Source organism: Wenzhouxiangella indolica (genome assembly GCF_042310355.1).
GTDB lineage: Bacteria > Pseudomonadota > Gammaproteobacteria > Xanthomonadales > Wenzhouxiangellaceae > Wenzhouxiangella.
Map to the genome: position 1 here is coordinate 27,083 of NZ_JBHJMR010000012.1, position 18,516 is coordinate 45,598.

Below are 18,516 nucleotides of genomic sequence, written 5' to 3' on the forward strand. Positions count from 1 at the left end.
ACAACGTAGACCCCCCGAAACGCCGGCATGCGGGCGACCAGGAACCGGCAGCGATCGGTCCTTCAGCCTGCCGCGCCAGGGCCGTCGCTGTCGACGATCGCATCGTCGAGTTCAGACGCCAGTTCCGCCAACGCGGCCGAGCGCGACGGGCTCACCCCGCCGTCAGGATTGAGCGCCGACCAGCCCGGGTGATGTCGGGCACGACGCACGGCAGGCGGCAGGCGGCGCGTCAGGGGTCGGTCATTGCACAAGCGAATACGTTCGGGATTGCCGTGCCCGCGCCGAATCAGGGCCACGAGCAAATCCAGCGAACGGGCCATGAGCAGGCGCACCACGGCGTCATCGACCTGCAGGCGCACACGCCCGCGCATCCGGCTGATCAGGCGCGCACCGGCGGTTCGCACCAGCCCGGCGCCGAAACCGAGTGCCGCACCGGCCAGCGTGCCCGTACCCAGCGACAACCCGCCTGTACCGATATCGACGGCCGCACCGGCACTGGCACCGGCGGCGGCATACCCGGAACTGCGCAGCCCATAGTGGCGCAGGGTTTCGGGATCGAACAGGTCGGCCTGCCAGCGCCCGTCGCTGACGGGTAGATCGGTCTCGTCGTAGTTCTCGCGCCCGAAGCGATACAGCTCGAGCAGGGTGTCCACGCAGGCCTGCTCGCGACGACCGATGGACGCGCGCATTTCCCGCCAGGCGCGCTGCTGCTCGGCCTCGCTGTCGGCAGGGACCTCCCGCAGGCAGGCGGCCACATCGAGCAGCAGGGACGCCACGGCCTCCGCAGCCGCGAGCCGGCGACGGCGCTCTTCTTCGCGCCGGTGGGCGAGCCACGCCTCGAGCACGTCGCCATGTTGATCGAGTTGGCTCTTGAGCTTCTCGAACAGGGCCAGTTCGGTAGCCGGTTCCCGCACCGCCGCGTCAAAAGCCAGGATCGTGTGCAGCTGCACCCGCGCCAGGGCGTCGCGCCACTGGGTCTCGCGGCTGTCGGGCGAGGCGGTGAAGTTGAGCACGGCCACGATCGGACGGGCGCACAGCCCGAGCACGGCCAACTCGTCCTGGTACTTCTCGAGCACCGGCTCGCGCGCATCGATGACGTACAGCGCCACGTCCACGCCCAGCATCAGTTCGAGCACCCGGGCCTCGTGATCGAAGTGCTCGGCCGCCCCGGCGTCATCGATCAGGGCACGAATACGGGCCGGGCCGTCGTGGCGGTCACCGGGCTGGCGATCGAGCCAGTCCATCAACTCCGGGGCGTTTTCCAGTCCCGGCGAGTCGAGCAACTCGATGTGCTCACCGCCGTCGGTGACGAGATCGCCCGATACGATGCGCCGCGTCGTCCCGCCCTGGTCGCGCACCTCGCCAAAGCGGCGGTCGTGGGTCAGGGTTCGCACCAGCGAGGTCTTGCCGGTGTTGGTATGACCGACGATCGCGATTCTCAGGGATCGAGCACTCATGCGCTCCCCCCGTCCTGGCTGAGCGCGCGATGCAGCCGGGCCAGCTCGCCCGCCTCGGGCGCTTCCCGATCGAGGAAAACGACCTGGCCACCGGCGCGCTCGGACAGCGCCTGCCAGTCGCGACGGCGGGCCGTCACGTCACCGCCGCGCTCGGCCAGGCGCGTGCCCTCGTCGAGCACGAGCCACAGCGGCGCATCGGCCGTTTCCGACAGGCGCGCGAGGAATCGCTCGGTGCCGGCATCGGGGGTTCGGAGCATCGAGCAAACCGCCAGCACCGCGACGGCCGGGCGCCGCAGCCGCTGCGCCGTCTCCAGCGCCGCCGCCCGCCCGGAGCGATTGTCGGCGCGGCCCAGATCGATCAGCTCAACGCCGGGCACCAGTCTGTCCGCTGCGGCGTCGGCGCGCTCGAGCTCGACCGCCACCGCCAGGATACCTTCGGCGTTCGGTTTTCTGCGCAGGCGCGGACGCTGCTCGGCCTCCGGAATCGGCCGACCGGCCGTCTCCTGCCCGCCGCGGTGCGCCGACGACAGATCCGGGGCAAGGCGGAGATAGCCCGGCCGCGTGGTATCGAGATCCATCCGGCGGCCGGCCAGGGCGGCCATTCCGGCCGACAGGAACAGCAGCACGACGCGCGGCAGGATCGCCCAGGCGGCGACCATCGCCAGCAGAAAGCGCGCCCACTCGGCGCGGGCCGAAGCCTCGCTACCCGCCCGGCCGGCGGCGATCCAGGCTTCTTCGACCGCGGGCATCAGGCCCAGGAACTCGGGCCACCCGGCCAGCCACTCGACCAGACGCACCACGCTGCGGTCGCTCAGCAGGGTCGTGCCCCAGACCAGGTCGTACTGAACAACTGAAAAGAACACGACCAGGGTGGCCAGGGCGCCGACGGCGTAGGCCGTCCAGAACCCGTGGGTGAGTGCGCTCAGTCGCCAGCGCCCCCAGCGCGTGGCGGCAGAACTGGCGAATGCAGCAATGACGTCGGCCGAATGCGGCGAGGCGAGCAGCCGCGGACCGATCCAGCGCAGAACGCTGAGCGCCACGCCGGCGTTCAGGCCACCCGACCCGCCGCGGCGCGCGCCGAGCAGCATCGCAACGCCCCAGGCCACCAGCATGAGGCTGGGCACCAGCAGCAGCGCGGCGGTCGCCAGCAGGATGTCGACCTGGCGATCGGCGATAGTGGCGCGCGCGGCGGCCGCGCCCACCAGCAGGCCGACCAGGGCCAGGCCGGCACCCAGCCAGCCCAGGGCGCGCCGCAGCCGGCGGATGTCGGCTCGCACCGCCGGCGCCTGGTCGAGGGCGGCGGCGCGCGCCCGGATACGCGCGGCCAAATCGCCGCCGCGGTCGCGGGCGATCGCCAGGGCCGCTTCGTCGCGCTGGCGCCCGACGCGCTCTTCGAGCCGCCGAAACGACTCGACCAGCAGCCAGTCATTGACGCTCAGACCCGTCATGCGCGACTGTAAGAAGGCTGTGGTTGCGGATTCATCGCGGCAATCATACCGTCTGTCGTGCCATGAAAATCGAGCCGGAGAACGATCATGGTCGGCACGAGTTGATTCTGATCAAGTATTCGCAAGCCGGCTGTAACGATAATCCGCTCCACCCCGTTCCGGTATCGACCAACAACAAGGAATCCATGATGGCGCACTCCAGCACTTACAACGACCGCGTGGTCCGGCAATTTGCCTGGGTCACCGTGATCTGGGGCATCGTCGGCATGCTCGTCGGCGTGTTCATTGCCGCGCAGCTGATCTGGCCCGACATGACGGCGGGCATTTCCTGGCTGAGCTACGGCCGCCTGCGGCCGCTCCACACCAATGCCGTGATCTTCGCCTTCGGCGGCTCCGGCCTGTTCGCGACCAGCTACTACGTGGTGCAGCGGACCTGCCACGCCCGCCTATTCTCCGACAAGCTGGCCGCCTTCACCTTCTGGGGCTGGCAGGCCGTGATCATCGGGGCGGTCATCACCCTGCCCATGGGCTACACGATGAGCCGCGAGTACGCCGAACTGGTCTGGCCGCTGTCGGTCCTGGTCGCGGTCGTCTGGGTGGCTTACGCCGTCGTGTTCTTCGGCACCATCGTCAAGCGCAAGGTGCGCCACATCTACGTGGCCAACTGGTTCTTCGGCGCCTACATCCTGACGATTGCCGTGCTGCACATCGTCAACAACCTGGCCATCCCGACCAGCTGGATGCACTCCTACCCGATCTATTCCGGCGCCGTCGACGCCATGGTTCAGTGGTGGTACGGGCACAACGCGGTCGGCTTCTTCCTGACCGCCGGCTTCCTCGGCATGATGTACTACTTCGTGCCCAAGCAGGCCGGCCGACCGGTTTACTCCTACCGCCTGTCGATCGTGCACTTCTGGTCGCTGATCGCCATCTACATGTGGGCCGGCCCGCACCACCTGCACTACACCTCGCTGCCGGACTGGGTGCAGTCACTGGGCATGGTGTTTTCGGTCATGCTGCTCGCACCCAGCTGGGGCGGGATGATCAACGGCATCATGACCCTGTCGGGCGCCTGGCACAAGCTGCGCACCGACCCGATCCTGCGCTTCATGATCGTTGCGCTTTCCTTCTACGGCATGTCGACCTTCGAGGGTCCGATGATGTCGATCAAGACGGTCAACGCCCTGTCGCACTACACCGACTGGACCATCGGCCACGTCCACGCCGGCGCGCTGGGCTGGGTGGCGATGATCACGGTCGGGTCGCTCTACAGCCTGTTCCCGCGACTGTGCGGCGTTGACAAGATGTATTCGACGAAGCTGATCGAGTGGCATTTCTGGGTTTCCACCATCGGCACCGTGCTTTACATCGTCGCAATGTGGATTGCCGGCGTCATGCAGGGCCTGATGTGGCGCACTTTCAACGACGACGGCACGCTGACTTACACCTTCATCGAGGTACTGCAGCAAACCGAGCCGTACTACATCCTGCGTCTGTTCGGCGGCCTGGTGTTCCTGTCGGGCATGTTCATCATGCTCTACAACGTCTGGAAGACCTGGCAGATGCGCGAAACCGATGACCTGGAAGTGCCGGTCAAGGCACCGGCCCACGCCTGAGCGAGACGGAGACTCCAAACATGGCAATGCATGACAAGATCGAAAAACACGCCGGCCTGATGGCCGTCCTGATCGTGGTCGCCATCAGCTTCGGCGGCCTGGTCGAGATCGTTCCGCTGATGTTCAAGGCCGCCGTGGTCGAACCGGCCGATGGCGTCGAGCCGCACAGCGCGCTGGAGTTGGCCGGGCGCGACGTCTACGTCTCGGAAGGCTGCTACAACTGCCACAGCCAGCAGATCCGGCCCTTCCGCTCCGAGACCGAGCGCTACGGACACTACTCGGTGGCCGGCGAGCACGTCTACGACCGCCCCTTCCAGTGGGGCTCGAAGCGGACCGGACCGGACCTGGCGCGCGTGGGCGGCCTCTACAGCGACGCCTGGCACGAATTGCACCTGATGGACCCGCGCGCGGTGGTGCCGGAATCGAACATGCCGGCCTATCCCTGGCTGGCGGAGCGCTTCATCGATCCCGAGTCAATCCAGAAACGCATGCGCGTCCTCAGGGGCCTGGGCCATCCCTACAGCGACGAGCAGATCGAGGCCGCCGCCGACGAAGTGGCCGGACGCACCGAGCTCGAGGCGGTGATCGCCTACCTGCAGGGCCTTGGCACGGACTGGACCGGCCAGGATGCCGCCAGGGCAGGCAAGGGCGCAGAGGGAGACGAATCATGAGCAGCGGCCTGATTACCGGTTTCGCCATGCTCGCCTTCGTGGCGATCGTCATCTGGGTGTTCGTGTTCAAACGCAAGGAAGACTTCGACGAACAGGCCCATCTGCCGCTGGACGAAGACGATCGTCAGCGCCAGGAAAACGAGGAAAAGGACAAGGAGAATTCATCATGAGCGCGTTCTGGCACTGGTTCGTCGTCATCATCACGCTGGGCTTCACCGCCGCGATGGTCTGGCTTTTTGTCGCCACCGGCCGCGCCAAGGTGAACAAGCAGGTGGACGGTGACGGCGCCGACACCACCGGGCACGTATGGGACGAGGACCTGCGCGAATACAACAACCCCATGCCGCGCTGGTGGCTGTGGCTGTTCTACCTGTCGGTCATCTTCTCGCTGGGCTACCTGGTGCTCTACCCCGGGCTTGGCCGCTATGACGGCACCCTGGGCTGGTCCCAGGAAGGACAGTACGAAAGCGAAATGGCGCGGGCCGACGAGGCCTTCCGGGCGCAATTCTCCGAGCTGGCTTCCGAGTCGGTCGAGGAACTCGCCGGCAACGAACAGGCGCTGCGCATGGGTCGAAACATCTATGCCCACAACTGCTCGACCTGCCACGGATCGGATGCGCGCGGCGCGCAGGGCTACCCGAACCTGACCGACAACCACTGGATCTGGGGCGGCGAGCCGCAGCGCGTGCTCGAATCGATCAAGGCCGGTCGCCAGGCGGTCATGCCGCCCTTCGGCGACTCCCTGGGTGAGCAAGGCGTGACGCGCACCGCCGTTTACGTGCAGCAGCTCGCGGGCAAGTCGGTCGACGCCACCATGGCGGCGGCCGGCGAGAAGCTCTACCAGCAAAACTGCGCGGCCTGTCACGGCCCCGACGGCAGCGGCAATATCCACCTCGGCGCGCCCGATCTGACCAGCGGCGTCTACACTTATGGCGACGGCCTCGAATCGATCAAGCAGACCATTCGCGGCGGCCGCAACGGCGTGATGCCGGCACAGATGGACCTGCTCGGCGAGATCCGCACCCGGCTGGTCACCGCCTACGTCCTGAGCCTGAGCGCGCAAGACGATGGCCAGGACTGATCTCGACATCCCGCCGCGCCCCCTCGCACAGCGCCTGGGGGCGATCCTGTGGCCCTCGTTCTTCGCCGCCGGCGTGTCGACGATGGTGTTTTTCGCCATCGTCGACCCGCTGATGCTGCGCGACATGACCTTTCCGGAGCTGGAGATGAGCCGCATGGCCGGCTACACCGTCGGCTTCTTCCTGTTCTGGTCGGCCACGGCCGCTTCCAGCCTGTTCACCTGGCTGCTGCTGCGGCCAGCCAGCCGCTTCAATGGCAGAAACGCACAATGAGCAACGGCAGCACCCAGGAGTCCATCCCGCTCTACGTCAAGCAACCCAAGGTCTACCCGCGCGAGGTCAAGGGCCGCTTTGCCCGTCTGCGCGTGATCGCCGCCTGGGTTTTGCTGGGTCTCTACTATGTGCTGCCCTGGATCAGCATCAACGGCCAGCAGCTCGTGCTGTTCGACCTGGTCAACCGCCAGTTCCATATCTTCGGCATCACGCTGTGGCCGCAGGACCTGATCATCCTGTCGCTGCTGCTGGCCATGGCCGCGCTGACGCTGTTCTTCTTTACCGCCCTGGCCGGCAGGCTGTGGTGCGGCTACGCCTGTCCGCAGACCGTCTGGACCGAGGTCTTCCTGTGGATGGAGCGCGTGACCGAAGGTCGCCGCAACAAGCGCATCAAGCTCGACCAGGGCCCCTGGAACCGGGAAAAGATCGCGCGCAAGTCGGCCAAGCAGTTCCTGTGGATCACGTTCGCGCTGTGGACCGGTTTCACCTTCGTCGGCTTCTTCGTGCCGATCCGCGATTTCGGCATGCGCCTGGTCGAGTTCAACCTGGGCGGCTGGGAGACCTTCTGGCTGTTCTTCTACGCCTTCGCCACCTACGGCAACGCCGGCTACCTGCGCGAGCAGGTGTGCAAGTACATGTGTCCGTATGCGCGCTTCCAGTCGGCGATGTTCGACGACAACTCGCTGGTCATCTCCTATGACGAAGCCCGCGGCGAGCCGCGCGGCCCACGCAAGAAGAATGCCGACCCCGCCGAACAGGGGCTGGGGGACTGCATCGACTGCATGGGCTGCGTGCAGGTCTGTCCCACCGGCATCGACATCCGCGACGGCCTGCAGATCGAATGCATCGCCTGCGCGGCCTGTATCGACGTGTGCGACGACGTGATGGACCGCATGGGCTATCCACGCGGCCTGATCCGTTATTCCACGGAGAACGCGATGGCCGGCAAGCCCACGCGTATCATCCGGCCACGTATCTTCATCTACCTCGCTGCCCTGCTGGCCCTGGCGACCCTGGTCGGCCTGGTTCTGACCGGCCGCGACCCGCTACTGGTCGACGTGCTGCGCGACCGCACCGCCCTGCACCGGGTCACCGAACAGACCCTCGAGAACCCCTTCACGCTCAAGCTGTCCAATCGGACTGATCGCGACCTGGCCGTAAGCATCGACGCCGAAGGCCTGCCCGGCTTGCGGGTCATCGATCCGACCAAACCGGTGACCATCGCGCCGTCGCAAGTTGCCAACCAGCCGCTGACCGTCGGCCTGCCGATCGAAGGGGCCCAGGTGGGCATGCACGACATCACCATCATTACCACCGATGCCGAGGGACAGGTGCTCAACGAAACCGAAACCCGGTTCTTCATCCCCGCACGCGCACTGGAGTGACGCCATGGAAGTCGACATGACCGATACGATCGCCCGGCCCTGGTACCGGGAATTCTGGGTCTGGTTCCTGCTGGCCATTCTCAGCATGGGTGTTGCCTCGGGCACCGGCGTGCTGGTGATCGGCATCAAGAACGCGCCCCAGATGGTGACCGGCGACTACCAGCCCCTGGGCAAGGCACTGGTCGACACGCGCGAACATGCCGAGCGCGCCGAACGCCTGGGCCTGGGCGCGTCCCTGTCGGTCAGCGGCGATGCCGCCGAGCTGGTCATGAGCGCCAATCAGCTCGAGGAACTGCCCGATCAGCTGCTGCTGCGCTTCCAGCACCCGACCGATGCCGGTCGCGACGTCTCGGCGGTGGCGCACCGGGTCGACAACGAGCGCTGGCAGGCCGAGATGAGCGCCATCCGGCCGCCCGCGCGGGCTCGCGTGATCCTCAGCGACATGCAGCAGACCTGGTGGCTTGCCGGGCGATTCGGCGGCGACGTCACCGGCCAGATCGGGCTCGATCCGGAACAGCTGTGAGCCAGGGGTCGTCGACGCCTTGCTGGCACTGCGGCGAGCCGGTGCCGCCGGGTGTCGAACTCTCGACAAGCATCGGCGGCAAAGCACGCCCCATGTGCTGCCACGGCTGCCAGGCCGTCGCCACCCTGATCGACCGGGCCGGGCTGGATCGCTACTATGATTTCCGCGATGCCCTGCCCGAGCGCCCGGAAGCGGCCGCGCGCCCCGACGACTACAGCGCCTGGGATCGCGACGCCATTCTGCGCCACTACGCCCGCATCGACTGCGACGGCCTGGCCCAGCTCACACTGGTGCTCGAGAACATCCACTGCGCCGCCTGCGCCTGGCTGATCAAGCGCTTCGTCGGCGAACTCGACGGCGTGGCCGAGATCCAGGTCGACATCGGCGACGGAAGGGCCCGCCTGCAGTTCGATCCCGCGCGAGCGCCGTTGAGCGAGGTGGCCTCGCGCCTGGCTGCCCTGGGCTACCGGCCGCATCTCGATTCTCCCCTGGCCGGCGAACAACGCGACCGAACGGAACGCCGCCGCCTGCTCAAGGCCATCGTGGTCGCCGGCCTGGGCATGGTCCAGGTGATGAGCTACGCCCTGGCCGGCTACATCGGCGCCTTCCAGGATATCGATCCCACCAGCGAACGCTTTTTCCAGTTGATCAGCATGGTGGTTGCCGTGCCCGTGGCCCTTTACTCCGGCCGGATCTTCTACGAATCGGCCTGGCGGACGCTCAAGAGCCGCCGCATGGGCATGGACGTGCCGGTCGCCGCCGCCATGCTGCTGGCGCTGACCGCCAGCATCGTCACGACCCTGCTCGACGCCGGCGAGGCCTACTTCGACTCGGTGGTGATGTTCATCTTCTTCCTGCTGCTGGGGCGCTACGCCGTGCTGGTCACGCGCCAGCGCGCCGGCTCCGTTCATTCGGCCCTGGCACGCTCGTTACCGGCGGCCGCCCGGAGACTGGGCCCGGACGGCACGCCGGAACCGGTAGCGCTGGTCGAACTCGAACCCGGCGACCGCATCCAGGTCAGCGCCGGCGAAACCATACCGGCCGACGGCCGCATCGTCGACGGCCGCGCCATGGTCGACGAAGCGCTGCTTTCGGGCGAATCCACCCCCCGCCGCCGCGGCCTCGACGAAGCCGTGCTCGCCGGTTCCATGGTGCGAGACGGCCAGCTCCTGGTCGAGGTCGGCGAGGTGGGGCGGTCGACAGTACTGGCCGGCATCGTGCAGTTGCTCGAGCAGGCGCGCGACCACAAGCCGCGCCTGGCACGGGTCGCCGACCACATCGCCGGCTGGTTCGTCGCCTTCGTGCTCAGCGGCGCGGCCGTCACGGCCCTGGTGTGGTCGCAGATCGATCCGGCCCACGTGCTGCCGGTGGTCATCGCCGTGCTGGTGGTCTCCTGCCCCTGCGCGCTGGCCCTGGGTACACCGGTGGCGCTCGCCTCCGCTGCCCGCGGCTTCGCGCGCCTGGGCATTCTCACGACCGGCAGCGACGTGCTCGAGAAGCTGCCGCGAATCACGCATGTCGTGCTCGACAAGACCGGCACACTGACGCAACCGCAGATGAGCGTGTCTCAGGTGCGCGTGGGCGATTCCGGGCTGCTCCGCGACGAAGTGCTGCGGCTGGCCGGCCGCCTGGAACGCGTCAGTCGCCACCCCGTGGCCACGGCCTTCGAGGACTACGACGACGGCGGCCGCGTCGAAGACGCCGAGGCCGTGATGGCCGCCGGCGTACGCGGCAGCATCGAAGGCCGGGAACTGGCGCTGGGCAAGCCGGCATGGATCGGTGAAAGGCTGGGCCGCGACCTGGCGCCACCGGGCCCGGGCCAGTGGATCGCCCTGGCGGGAGACGGCACGCTGATAGCCTGGCTGCGGCTCGACAGTCCGCTGCGCGAAGGTGCCGGCGAACTGGTGGGACAACTCAAGGCTCGCGGCGTCGAAATACTGCTCGCCTCGGGTGACCGGACCGACAACGTCGCAGAGATGGCGCAACGGCTCGGAATTGAGCGATTCGAAGGCGACCTGGAACCGTCCGACAAACTGGACCTGGTTCGGCAACTCCAGGCCGAGGGCGCCCGGGTAGCGATGGTCGGCGACGGCATCAACGATGCCCCGGTGCTCGCCGGGGCCGATGTTTCCCTGGCCCTGGCCGAAGGCGCCGACATCGCCCGCACCCAGGCCGATCTCGTGATCACGGGCCGGTCGCTCGATCGCGTCAGCCGCGCTTTCGAACTGGCCCCGCGGGTGGTCGGCGTGATCCGCCAGAACCTGGCCTGGGCCTTCGCCTACAACCTGCTCGCCCTGCCCCTGGCCGCCACCGGCTTCGTCCCGCCCTGGGCCGCGGCCATCGGCATGTCGCTGTCGAGCCTGCTGGTCGTCGCCAACGGCCGAAGAGCCGGCAAGCTACCCCGTTCGGCCAAGCCGCGGCTGTCCGAGCCTTCGCGGAAGGAAAACCGGGAGCGTGGTGTACCGAGGCCGGCGGCGGAGGCCTGAGGATCGGTATCGGGATACGGAGTTCCGAGTCCCGAGTCCCGAGTCCCGAAACCTGAAACCTGAAACCTGAAACCCTATTGTCAATGAACATCATCTACGTCCTAATCCCCCTGTCGATCCTGCTGATGCTCCTGGCCATCGGCGCGTTCTTCTGGGCGATCCGAAACGACCAGTTCGACGACCTCGACACCCCGGCACTGGACATCCTCGACGACGACGAGAAGCCTTCAGGGAGAAGCAATCGGAACGCTGGCGAGGACGATGTCACGGAGGATCAAAACCTTTCAAACGCAAAGACGCGAAGCAGCAACGCGCGCGAAGAAACAGAAGGGCAAAGAGTGGAACCACCGAAGACACCGAAAGCACCGAAATGAAGAGCGGGTTTCAGAAATGCTCGTGCAGATAGTGGAGTCGTTCCCCGTATTGTGCTTTGTTCGGTGTATTCGGTGTCTTCGGTGGTTTCGCCTTTTTCTTGTCTTTGCGTGCTTTGCTGCTTTGCTGCTTCGCGTTTTAAAGGTTTTCATCCCAAGGCCATTGAATGAGTCCGGACCATGAACGTTGAAACCGCCCTTCTCACCGGCCTGCTCGCCGGCCTGTTCGGGTCGACGCACTGCCTGGGTATGTGCGGCGGGATCGTCGGTTTGCTGCATGCGCAGATTCCTTCCGGCCGCGGCGCGCTGGCGATCGGCTTTCATGTCGGGCGCATTTCGAGCTACCTGGCCATCGGGCTGCTCGCCACCGGGCTCGGCATGCTGCCGGCCGCGGCCGTGCCCGACGCCGCCCCGCAGGTCATGCGCTGGGCGCTCGGCGCCATCATCGTGCTCATGGCCGTCTACATCGCCCTGCCGGGTCGTTTCCGCGACGTCGCGGGACAACTGGCCGCGCCGCTGACCCGGCGCATGATGCCCATCTTCGCGAAGTTTCTTCCCGTGAAGTCCCTGGACAACGCCATCGGCCTGGGCCTGCTCTGGGGCCTGCTGCCCTGCGGCCTGCTCTACACCGTCGTCGCCACCGCCGTGATGCTGGCTGACCCGCTGGCGACCACCGCCATGATCCTGGCCTTCGGCATTGGCACCGTGCCGCTTCTGCTTGGCGGCGGCCTGGTGATGCTGAAATTCCGCTCGGCCATCAACCGCCCGGGCCTGCGCTGGCTGGCGGCATCTTTGCTGGCCCTGACCGGGCTTCTGATCGCAGCCGGCCCCTGGCTGGCGCACGCCATCGACCACCCCTGGATGCAGTTCCTCGTCGAGTGCGTCACCTAGTGTACCCCGTCACTCATATTGTGACTTATAGCGAGTGCCTCAGGGGTCAGATGCAAGGCGCGATTGCGCCGGCGTAGTGGGGCTACGTCAAGCAATTGCAACGCCGCAGATGGCCCCTGAGGCGCTCGCCCGAAGGGAGCGCCGTACAAGCCCGATCGCGGCGTTGGCGCTCTTGCAAAGGGACCAACCCTTCCCGGCGAGCGCCGCCTTGCGCTCGGGCTTGTACGGCGCTCTATAAGTTACAAGATGAGTGACGGGGTACACTAGAGACGCCCTTGAAGTGGATCTCACGCAGAGCCGCGGCGTTGCAGAGCGCGCAGCTGGGGCCAAAATCAAAATCTTTTGAACGCAAAGAAACAAAAAACTGACTACACCGAGGACCACCAAAGACGAAAGAGGATCTTCATCGAAGCAAATTCTCGTTCTGAAACCTGGTGATTTTTATTTCCACTTCGCGTCTTTGCGTCTTTGCGTCTTTGCGTTTCAAAGGTTTTCTCTTCTCCACGCAATCCACGGCTCTGCGTGAGTCAACGCAAACCCGCTACGACTCCGGATACAGGACATCTCTCCTTATAGCAAATAGTGTGTAAGTAAGTGAGTGAATGACCGAAAACACTACCCAATAGTGCTTTTTCCTTCCCAAATACAATTACACACTGTGTAATAGAGTGTGTAGAACCAAGCTCTTAGGGCTCTCCGATCAGGCCACCGAGTAGTCCGGGGCGTTGCACGTTGGTTAACGTGGTCTTGGTGTTATCGACCCGCAGCACTGCCGGGATGCCGCCATCGCGCTCGAAGGCGCGGTTGTGGCAACACAACCAGCTGAGCTGGTCCTGGCTGTAGGACCAGACCAGAGCGGGCCGTCGCGAGTGCGACAGGAACAGATGGAAGCCCCGCAGATCCACGCGCTGACCGGCGATGATCATGTTGGGCCAGGTCCCTCAGTCGATCTGGGCCTGGGCGCCCGGCGGGGTCTCGATGCGCCGGCGGGCGCGCTGGCGCGGCGGCGGATAGTTCGCGGATACATAGCGCTTGAGCGAACGCAGGCTGCCAGCATAATCGTACTCGGCCACCAGCCAGTCATGCAGCTCGGCCAGGTTGATCGACGCCCTTCACCGTTGCCGGTCCTGAAGCCAGAAGTCGATCGGGTCAGCCAGCGCTGCGGCCTTATGTTGTTGCCGGCTGCGGCCATCGATGGTGCCAGCCTCCAGCCGACTCAGGTGATAGCGAACGTTGCCTTCGGTCATGTCCAGCTGGCGGGCGATGGCCCGCTTGGGAACGCCCTTATGGGCCAGGGTCTTGATGGTAATACGCACCTCCAGGTCAGCGGTCATCGGTACGCTGCTCCCTGCAGTGAACAGGACAGCAGTGTAGACAATCACCCCGGAGGGGCGTAAATCTGGGGGTCGCCTTAAGGAAAGGTTACGGTGTCGCTCTACACCGGGAACTTCATGCCGTCGCCATGCGTAGTTGGTTCAGCGAAACCGCGACGAACCGAAGCGGCGGAGACTGGACTGCATTTGCGTCCCAAATTCAACAGATCAACACAAATATGATAGCGTGAACTTGGGAAGGGCTAAATTTCCACAACCTGTGGAGGCGAAAATGGCGGTACAAATGCATCGCAAAAACAATTGTTCAGCCCGAAGGCTATCGCTGGAACTTCTGGTACTACTGAGCTTATTCTTATTCACCCTTGCGGCTTGGGGAGCAACGTCTAACCGGATTCCCAATGCCGCCATTCTCGAAGAATACCGAGCGCTATATGGCATAGGCAAGCAGGAAGCAGTCGACCGAATTGCGAAGGAAGCGGAGGCTAGGCGCATACACCACGCGCTGCGCGATCATCTCGGCAGTGCCTGGGCTGGAGCATGGCTTGATCCAGAAACTGTCACGCTAGTGGTTGCCACAACCGACAAGGGTTACATCGATATCATTCGCCGACTCGGTGCAGAAGCTCAGGTCGTCCCAAACAGTCTTGGTGAGCTCAGGTCGGCAACAGATTCGATTCGGGATCAGCGAAGGAGCAATCTGGAATTGGCCGGATCAATTCGAGCCTCTTTCATCGACTACCCAACTAACTCAGTCGTCGTGCGGATCGCACCTGGGACTAAGGAACTGGTTCGCAAGCTGATTGATTTGTCATCAGAGCAGCATGAGCATCTTCGCCTTGAAGTCCTGCAACGCCTTCCTGAGCTATCGGCAACTATTCGTGGCGCGAACTGCTATGAGAATAATGACAGTGGGCAGAAATGTTCGATTGGCTTTTCAGTAGAAGACGACTCCTCCGTGGAGGGCTACATGACTGCCGCTCATTGTGCAATGGATGGTCTTGATCCCGTAAGCGAATGCGATTCCTCCACTGCTATTGGTGACTTCGAGGCATCGGATTGGCCTAGCTCCGATAGCACATGGGTCGATACAAATGCACCATACAATCCAGTGTCGGAGATCAACGGCTACAATGATGGGATCCTCAATGTACCGAGTGAAGATGCTGGCATTGTAGAAGCTCCCCTGAACTCTACTGTTTGTCGCTACGGGCGTAGGACCGGGGGGCCACATTGCGGCCAGGTTCAAGAGAAGAACATGAACCAAGAGTTTTGCACAGAGCACAACATGTTTTATGCTTGTATTGAATCGGTATTTATACCGGGGGTAACCAGGACCAACGCCTGCCTCAAGTCAGGTGATTCAGGTGGCCCGTTTATAACAGGGGACGGCCAAGCCCAGGGCACCTTAGTTGGAGGGAAGGATGCAATTGCTGGGACCTGTGACGAGCAGTACTCAGGAGTTCCGCAGAGTTGGTTCCAGCCTGTTCTCGACACGGCATCACTCTACGACTTAGCCGTTATGACAACTCACGGCGCAAACGCCCCAGAAATTTATGGCTTCACTTGCCCCGATATCGCCAATAGCGGCAGCGAGACCTACATGTGCGTTATAGATTACTTTGACGCTCAAGGAATAACCAGTAAAAGCTGGAGCACTAACACGGGCGACTCAAGTCAGTCTTCGTTTTTGTTCGGCACTTGCAGTTCGAGCCAAACGGTTTCTGTAACCCTGACTCTTTCAAACCAATACGGCAGCGATCAGAGCCAGACGTCCTTTCCGTGTCCGACCTATCCGATTCAGTAGTTCGGAGTAGGAGCAACTATGCAACGCGTTTTGTCAGTTGTGCTGATCGCGGCGGCGTCGGTAGCCTACGGGCAGCCGGCGCCGCCGGCCGATGATGCCCAAATCGTGGGCCCGGGCCACACCGCACATTGGTATGAGCCGGCCAGCAGCGGCGCGGGCTGGACGCTGGAAATCGTCGATGAAGACAGTGCGGTAGTGTACTGGTTCACCTACGACGAATCCGGCGATCAGCGTTGGCTGATCGGGTCCGGCAACATACGTCGCACGGATGAAGGCGAATGGATCGAGTTTCCGGAACTCTACGTTACCTCCGGCGCCAGGTTCGGTTCAGACTTCGACCCCGACGACGTCGAAAGTGAACTGGTTGGGGAGGCGCAGATGTGGTTTTCCGGCTGCCTGGATGGCAAATTTTCCTACGACGCCTTTGGCCAGCAGCAGACGATGAGCATCGAGCGGCTGACACGGACTATGGGCGCGGACTGCCACTCACCGATTCACGGCAGTCCGCTGGAGCCTGTCACCGAAGACGCCGGGCTGAGCGGGTCTTGGTACGAACCGGACGAGTCCGGGCACGGCTTTTCCCTGCAGTGGCTGAGTCGCGACGAAGCAATAATCATTTGGTACACCTATGACAATGACGGAGAACAGCAATGGCTGGTCGGCGTCGGCGGGCGCCAGGGCGACCAGATCGTCTTTTCGGACATGATGGTGACCTCTGGTGCGCGCTTTGGCGTGCCATTCGACCCGGCGGATGTCGAACAACAGCCCTGGGGCATGCTGGCGCTCGAGCTGGATTGCGACGGCGGTGTGCTCGCCTGGGATGCTACAGAGTCGGGATTCGGCACGGGTACGCTGGATCTGGAGCGACTGACCGGCCTGCAGCGGCCGGCGTGTCCATACGAACGGCCCAAGTTGAGCGATATCTATGATCTCAATATCGAAGAAGTGCCCCTCCCAACCTCCAACACCCCCAGCGGAGAAACAGGCCCCGTCTATCGCGCTGCCACGATGGCTGAGAATGGCGCGGTCGCTGGCTATAACTCATCTGATCGCGGTTGGATTTGGCATCCAGGAGAATCCTCGGTCAAGGATCTTGAAGGTGCAATTGTTTCCAATAGCACAATGCTATGGCGAGATGAAGCAGACGAGTTGGTTGCAATCCGTGCGGAAGAGGATTCTCAAGGAAACGTGACCGGAGTTGTTCCGATACGATGGGTGCCCGATCAAGGTTGGCAGGAGATTCCTGGATTCAATCTGGACTCCTCTATTGTGCTAGGCAGTTCTAATGGCGGAAAGTACCTGACCGGTGACGGAAGACTCGAAGATCGCCCATGGCTTTGGGATGCCGAGAGCGGACAACGATTGTTGCCGCTCTCACCTAGCGACGATCCAAACTTTGAAGGGCGTGGAGAAGCCGTGTCGAGAGACGGGCGCGTGGTCGCCGGCGCCCAGACAGACTATCCAGGCGACGGAAATTTCCCTCGCGAGCGGGCCACCCGCTGGGTTGAAGAGGAGCCGGAGTACTTGCGCGACCAGTACGGCGCGGTTCTGAGGCGGGCGTTTGCCTGCAACGATGACTGCTCGATCATACTCGGTGGCGGCCAGGGCGCCGAAGTGCCTGCCGACCACCCCCACCTGGGTCAGGCTTGGCTGTGGAACGAAGACCACGGCACGGTCTACTTCGGCGAACTACCGGATTCCAATGGGCGCACGAACTTCGCTCAGCACGCCAGCGACAACGGAAGCTTGGCTGTTGGGACCTATCAGGTGACCATCAACGACGGCGCCTCGCGCCCCGTTCGCGCCTTTGTCTGGACCGCAAAAACCGGCATCGTGAGCATGACCGATGTGCTTGCTGAACTGGGTTTATCGTCATCGCGCTGGGGCGAAGTTAGGGCGGTTGACGTCAGTGCCGACGGGCAGAGAATTCTGCTCCGGACCAGCGAAGCCGCCAGCCCCACGGACTGGCGGGCATGGGTTGTCGAACTCTCTCCCAAGCGACAACCGCATGAGTAAGCTTCATGATGGCGAGAGGTACAGATAGCGACATGAGTCCATTGGCGCCTCAAATCCCTGACGCCTGGCATCGTAGTGCGACTTCGTCCGCTTTTCGCCGCACCTCAAACCTCTGGATCACACTGAATCTGGACATTGTTGGTGTTGCGTGGTTGCAGAATGAGGTGCGGTGGCTCATCCAGCGCATGGCTGTCCAAACTGGCCGGTAGCGTCAGTGCTTGTAAAGTAGCGTTAATCATTACAATTGACAGCGGCTAAAATCGAGCTCGGCACACAACGCGCCTCGGTTGACCTCACCGCTACGCTCGTATTCAAGGTAATCGCTGCACCGATCGCGCACCGCGATCCACTGATCGACGCGCTCGGTATACCCCTGTGCAAGCTCCCGGCGACTACTCATCGCAATCAACCTCCCCGACAATCTTGTGCAGCCCCGTCATGAAACCACGGGGAAACACCTCCCCCCCAAGCTCGTCTTTCACTTGTCCGGCTTGCGTGACCAACCACCCTTGGCGCTCGATACATTCGTCGGAAGCGGCGAACCGCAGCGCCTTGATCTCGTTATCCGAGACTATGCCCTCGAGCGAACGAAGAAGCTCGACGGAGGGTTTGGCGCTGGCTTCCATCTGCCTGACAGGGCGCTTATCGATCACGACCTCGGCGTGGTTCTTGAGAATGTTGAGCTGGGTACGGTAGCGATTGCGCTCGGCGATGATCTGGCCGAACAGCACCCGCAGGGCGGGATCCGGAATGCGCTCAAGCAGTTGATTGTCCTGAGGCACTCGCCGGGATCGGCTATGGCTGCTGAGGGGCTTTTTGGTAGTGGTCTTGGCTTTCGCCGCCCATGCCTTGACCAGATTGCGGTAGTGCTGGTTAGCGGTCGCCCGGATGGATTCGTAGCCGACCCCGCCGTCTTCCGCCGAAAGTCGACCGATGGTGGTGATCGAAAAGTCGCGTTCGCCGCGTTCGTAGCTGGCGCACAAGGTCGCGTTGAGCTTTTCGAGCGATCGCTGCGTCTTCGTCGTCTTGCCGTCTTTGAGATCCTCAAGAATGACGTCGATATTGATCTCCATCACACCATATCCTTGCTTTCGATAAGCCTTAGGTTGAGGCTCTGCAGAGCCAGCGGAGTTGCCGGGTTCATCTGTTCAATGCCTGCCTC

18 protein-coding genes are annotated in these 18,516 nt (G+C 63.7%); 12 read left to right on the top strand and 6 right to left on the bottom strand.

Going from position 1 to position 18,516, the window contains the following annotated elements; translation table 11 throughout:
- Window positions 1-62: 62 nt before the first annotated feature.
- On the bottom strand, window positions 63-1,457 hold the full coding sequence (locus ACDC67_RS12405; protein ID WP_376693590.1) for a GTPase/DUF3482 domain-containing protein: 1,395 nt from the start codon (window positions 1,455-1,457) through the stop codon (window positions 63-65).
- Window positions 1,454-2,905, bottom strand: a complete 1,452-nt coding sequence (locus tag ACDC67_RS12410) for a DUF2868 domain-containing protein (protein ID WP_376693592.1) — start codon at window positions 2,903-2,905, stop codon at window positions 1,454-1,456. The genes ACDC67_RS12405 and ACDC67_RS12410 overlap by 4 nt, the downstream gene beginning before the upstream one ends.
- Before the next feature lie 188 nt (window positions 2,906-3,093).
- On the opposite strand from ACDC67_RS12410, the gene ccoN reads away from it, so the two are divergent.
- The 10 genes from ccoN to ACDC67_RS12460 all read left to right on the top strand — a co-directional run bounded on the left by ccoN (window position 3,094) and on the right by ACDC67_RS12460 (window position 12,200).
- Entirely contained in the window at window positions 3,094-4,521 is a 1,428-nt protein-coding gene (gene ccoN, locus ACDC67_RS12415; RefSeq protein WP_376693681.1) for a cytochrome-c oxidase, cbb3-type subunit I, read from the top strand.
- Window positions 4,522-4,541: 20 nt separating this feature from the next.
- Window positions 4,542-5,192 carry a cytochrome-c oxidase, cbb3-type subunit II gene (ccoO, locus tag ACDC67_RS12420; RefSeq protein ID WP_459117375.1) on the top strand — a complete coding sequence of 217 codons (651 nt, stop codon included), beginning with the start codon at window positions 4,542-4,544 and terminating at the stop codon, window positions 5,190-5,192.
- Complete coding sequence (locus tag ACDC67_RS12425) at window positions 5,189-5,362, top strand: cbb3-type cytochrome oxidase subunit 3 (protein ID WP_376693593.1); 174 nt, start codon at window positions 5,189-5,191, stop codon at window positions 5,360-5,362. The genes ccoO and ACDC67_RS12425 overlap by 4 nt, the downstream gene beginning before the upstream one ends.
- Complete coding sequence (gene ccoP, locus ACDC67_RS12430; RefSeq protein ID WP_376693595.1) at window positions 5,359-6,273, top strand: cytochrome-c oxidase, cbb3-type subunit III; 915 nt, start codon at window positions 5,359-5,361, stop codon at window positions 6,271-6,273. Before ACDC67_RS12425 ends, ccoP begins: the two co-directional genes overlap by 4 nt.
- Window positions 6,260-6,544, top strand: a complete 285-nt coding sequence (locus ACDC67_RS12435) for a hypothetical protein (protein ID WP_376693596.1) — start codon at window positions 6,260-6,262, stop codon at window positions 6,542-6,544. Before ccoP ends, ACDC67_RS12435 begins: the two co-directional genes overlap by 14 nt.
- Window positions 6,541-7,929, top strand: a complete 1,389-nt coding sequence (gene ccoG, locus ACDC67_RS12440) for a cytochrome c oxidase accessory protein CcoG (protein WP_376693598.1) — start codon at window positions 6,541-6,543, stop codon at window positions 7,927-7,929. Before ACDC67_RS12435 ends, ccoG begins: the two co-directional genes overlap by 4 nt.
- 4 nt (window positions 7,930-7,933) lie before the next feature.
- Entirely contained in the window at window positions 7,934-8,452 is a 519-nt protein-coding gene (locus ACDC67_RS12445; protein ID WP_376693600.1) for a FixH family protein, read from the top strand.
- On the top strand, window positions 8,449-10,938 hold the full coding sequence (locus ACDC67_RS12450) for a heavy metal translocating P-type ATPase (RefSeq protein WP_376693601.1): 2,490 nt from the start codon (window positions 8,449-8,451) through the stop codon (window positions 10,936-10,938). The genes ACDC67_RS12445 and ACDC67_RS12450 overlap by 4 nt, the downstream gene beginning before the upstream one ends.
- Window positions 10,939-11,021: 83 nt before the next feature.
- Window positions 11,022-11,312: a cbb3-type cytochrome oxidase assembly protein CcoS gene (gene ccoS, locus ACDC67_RS12455; protein ID WP_376693603.1), complete on the top strand. Its 291-nt coding sequence runs from the start codon at window positions 11,022-11,024 to the stop codon at window positions 11,310-11,312.
- A 177-nt stretch (window positions 11,313-11,489) separates the two neighbouring features.
- Window positions 11,490-12,200, top strand: coding sequence for a sulfite exporter TauE/SafE family protein (locus ACDC67_RS12460; RefSeq protein WP_376693605.1), 711 nt, complete (start codon window positions 11,490-11,492; stop codon window positions 12,198-12,200).
- Window positions 12,201-12,886: 686 nt separating this feature from the next.
- Here the strand turns inward: ACDC67_RS12460 and ACDC67_RS12465 are convergent.
- Genes ACDC67_RS12465 through ACDC67_RS12475 form a run of 3 tightly spaced genes read right to left on the bottom strand, consistent with a single transcriptional unit; the run spans window position 12,887 to window position 13,534 of the window.
- Window positions 12,887-13,126, bottom strand: a complete 240-nt coding sequence (locus ACDC67_RS12465; RefSeq protein ID WP_376693606.1) for a hypothetical protein — start codon at window positions 13,124-13,126, stop codon at window positions 12,887-12,889.
- Between the two features lie 15 nt (window positions 13,127-13,141).
- Window positions 13,142-13,273: a hypothetical protein gene (locus ACDC67_RS12470; protein ID WP_376693608.1), complete on the bottom strand. Its 132-nt coding sequence runs from the start codon at window positions 13,271-13,273 to the stop codon at window positions 13,142-13,144.
- Window positions 13,274-13,312: 39 nt separating this feature from the next.
- A complete protein-coding gene (locus tag ACDC67_RS12475) occupies window positions 13,313-13,534 on the bottom strand; it encodes a hypothetical protein (RefSeq protein WP_376693609.1) in 222 nt (73 codons plus the stop codon).
- A gap of 271 nt (window positions 13,535-13,805) precedes the next feature.
- Here ACDC67_RS12475 and ACDC67_RS12480 point away from each other — a divergent pair, with 271 nt between their 5' ends.
- Window positions 13,806-15,338, top strand: coding sequence for a S1 family peptidase (locus ACDC67_RS12480; RefSeq protein ID WP_376693611.1), 1,533 nt, complete (start codon window positions 13,806-13,808; stop codon window positions 15,336-15,338).
- 18 nt (window positions 15,339-15,356) lie between these two features.
- Complete coding sequence (locus ACDC67_RS12485; protein WP_376693613.1) at window positions 15,357-17,354, top strand: hypothetical protein; 1,998 nt, start codon at window positions 15,357-15,359, stop codon at window positions 17,352-17,354.
- Between the two features lie 392 nt (window positions 17,355-17,746).
- Here ACDC67_RS12485 and gmtX read toward each other — a convergent pair whose 3' ends face one another.
- Window positions 17,747-18,427, bottom strand: coding sequence for a gamma-mobile-trio protein GmtX (gene gmtX, locus ACDC67_RS12490; RefSeq protein ID WP_376693614.1), 681 nt, complete (start codon window positions 18,425-18,427; stop codon window positions 17,747-17,749).
- Between the last annotated feature and the right edge of the window lie 89 nt (window positions 18,428-18,516).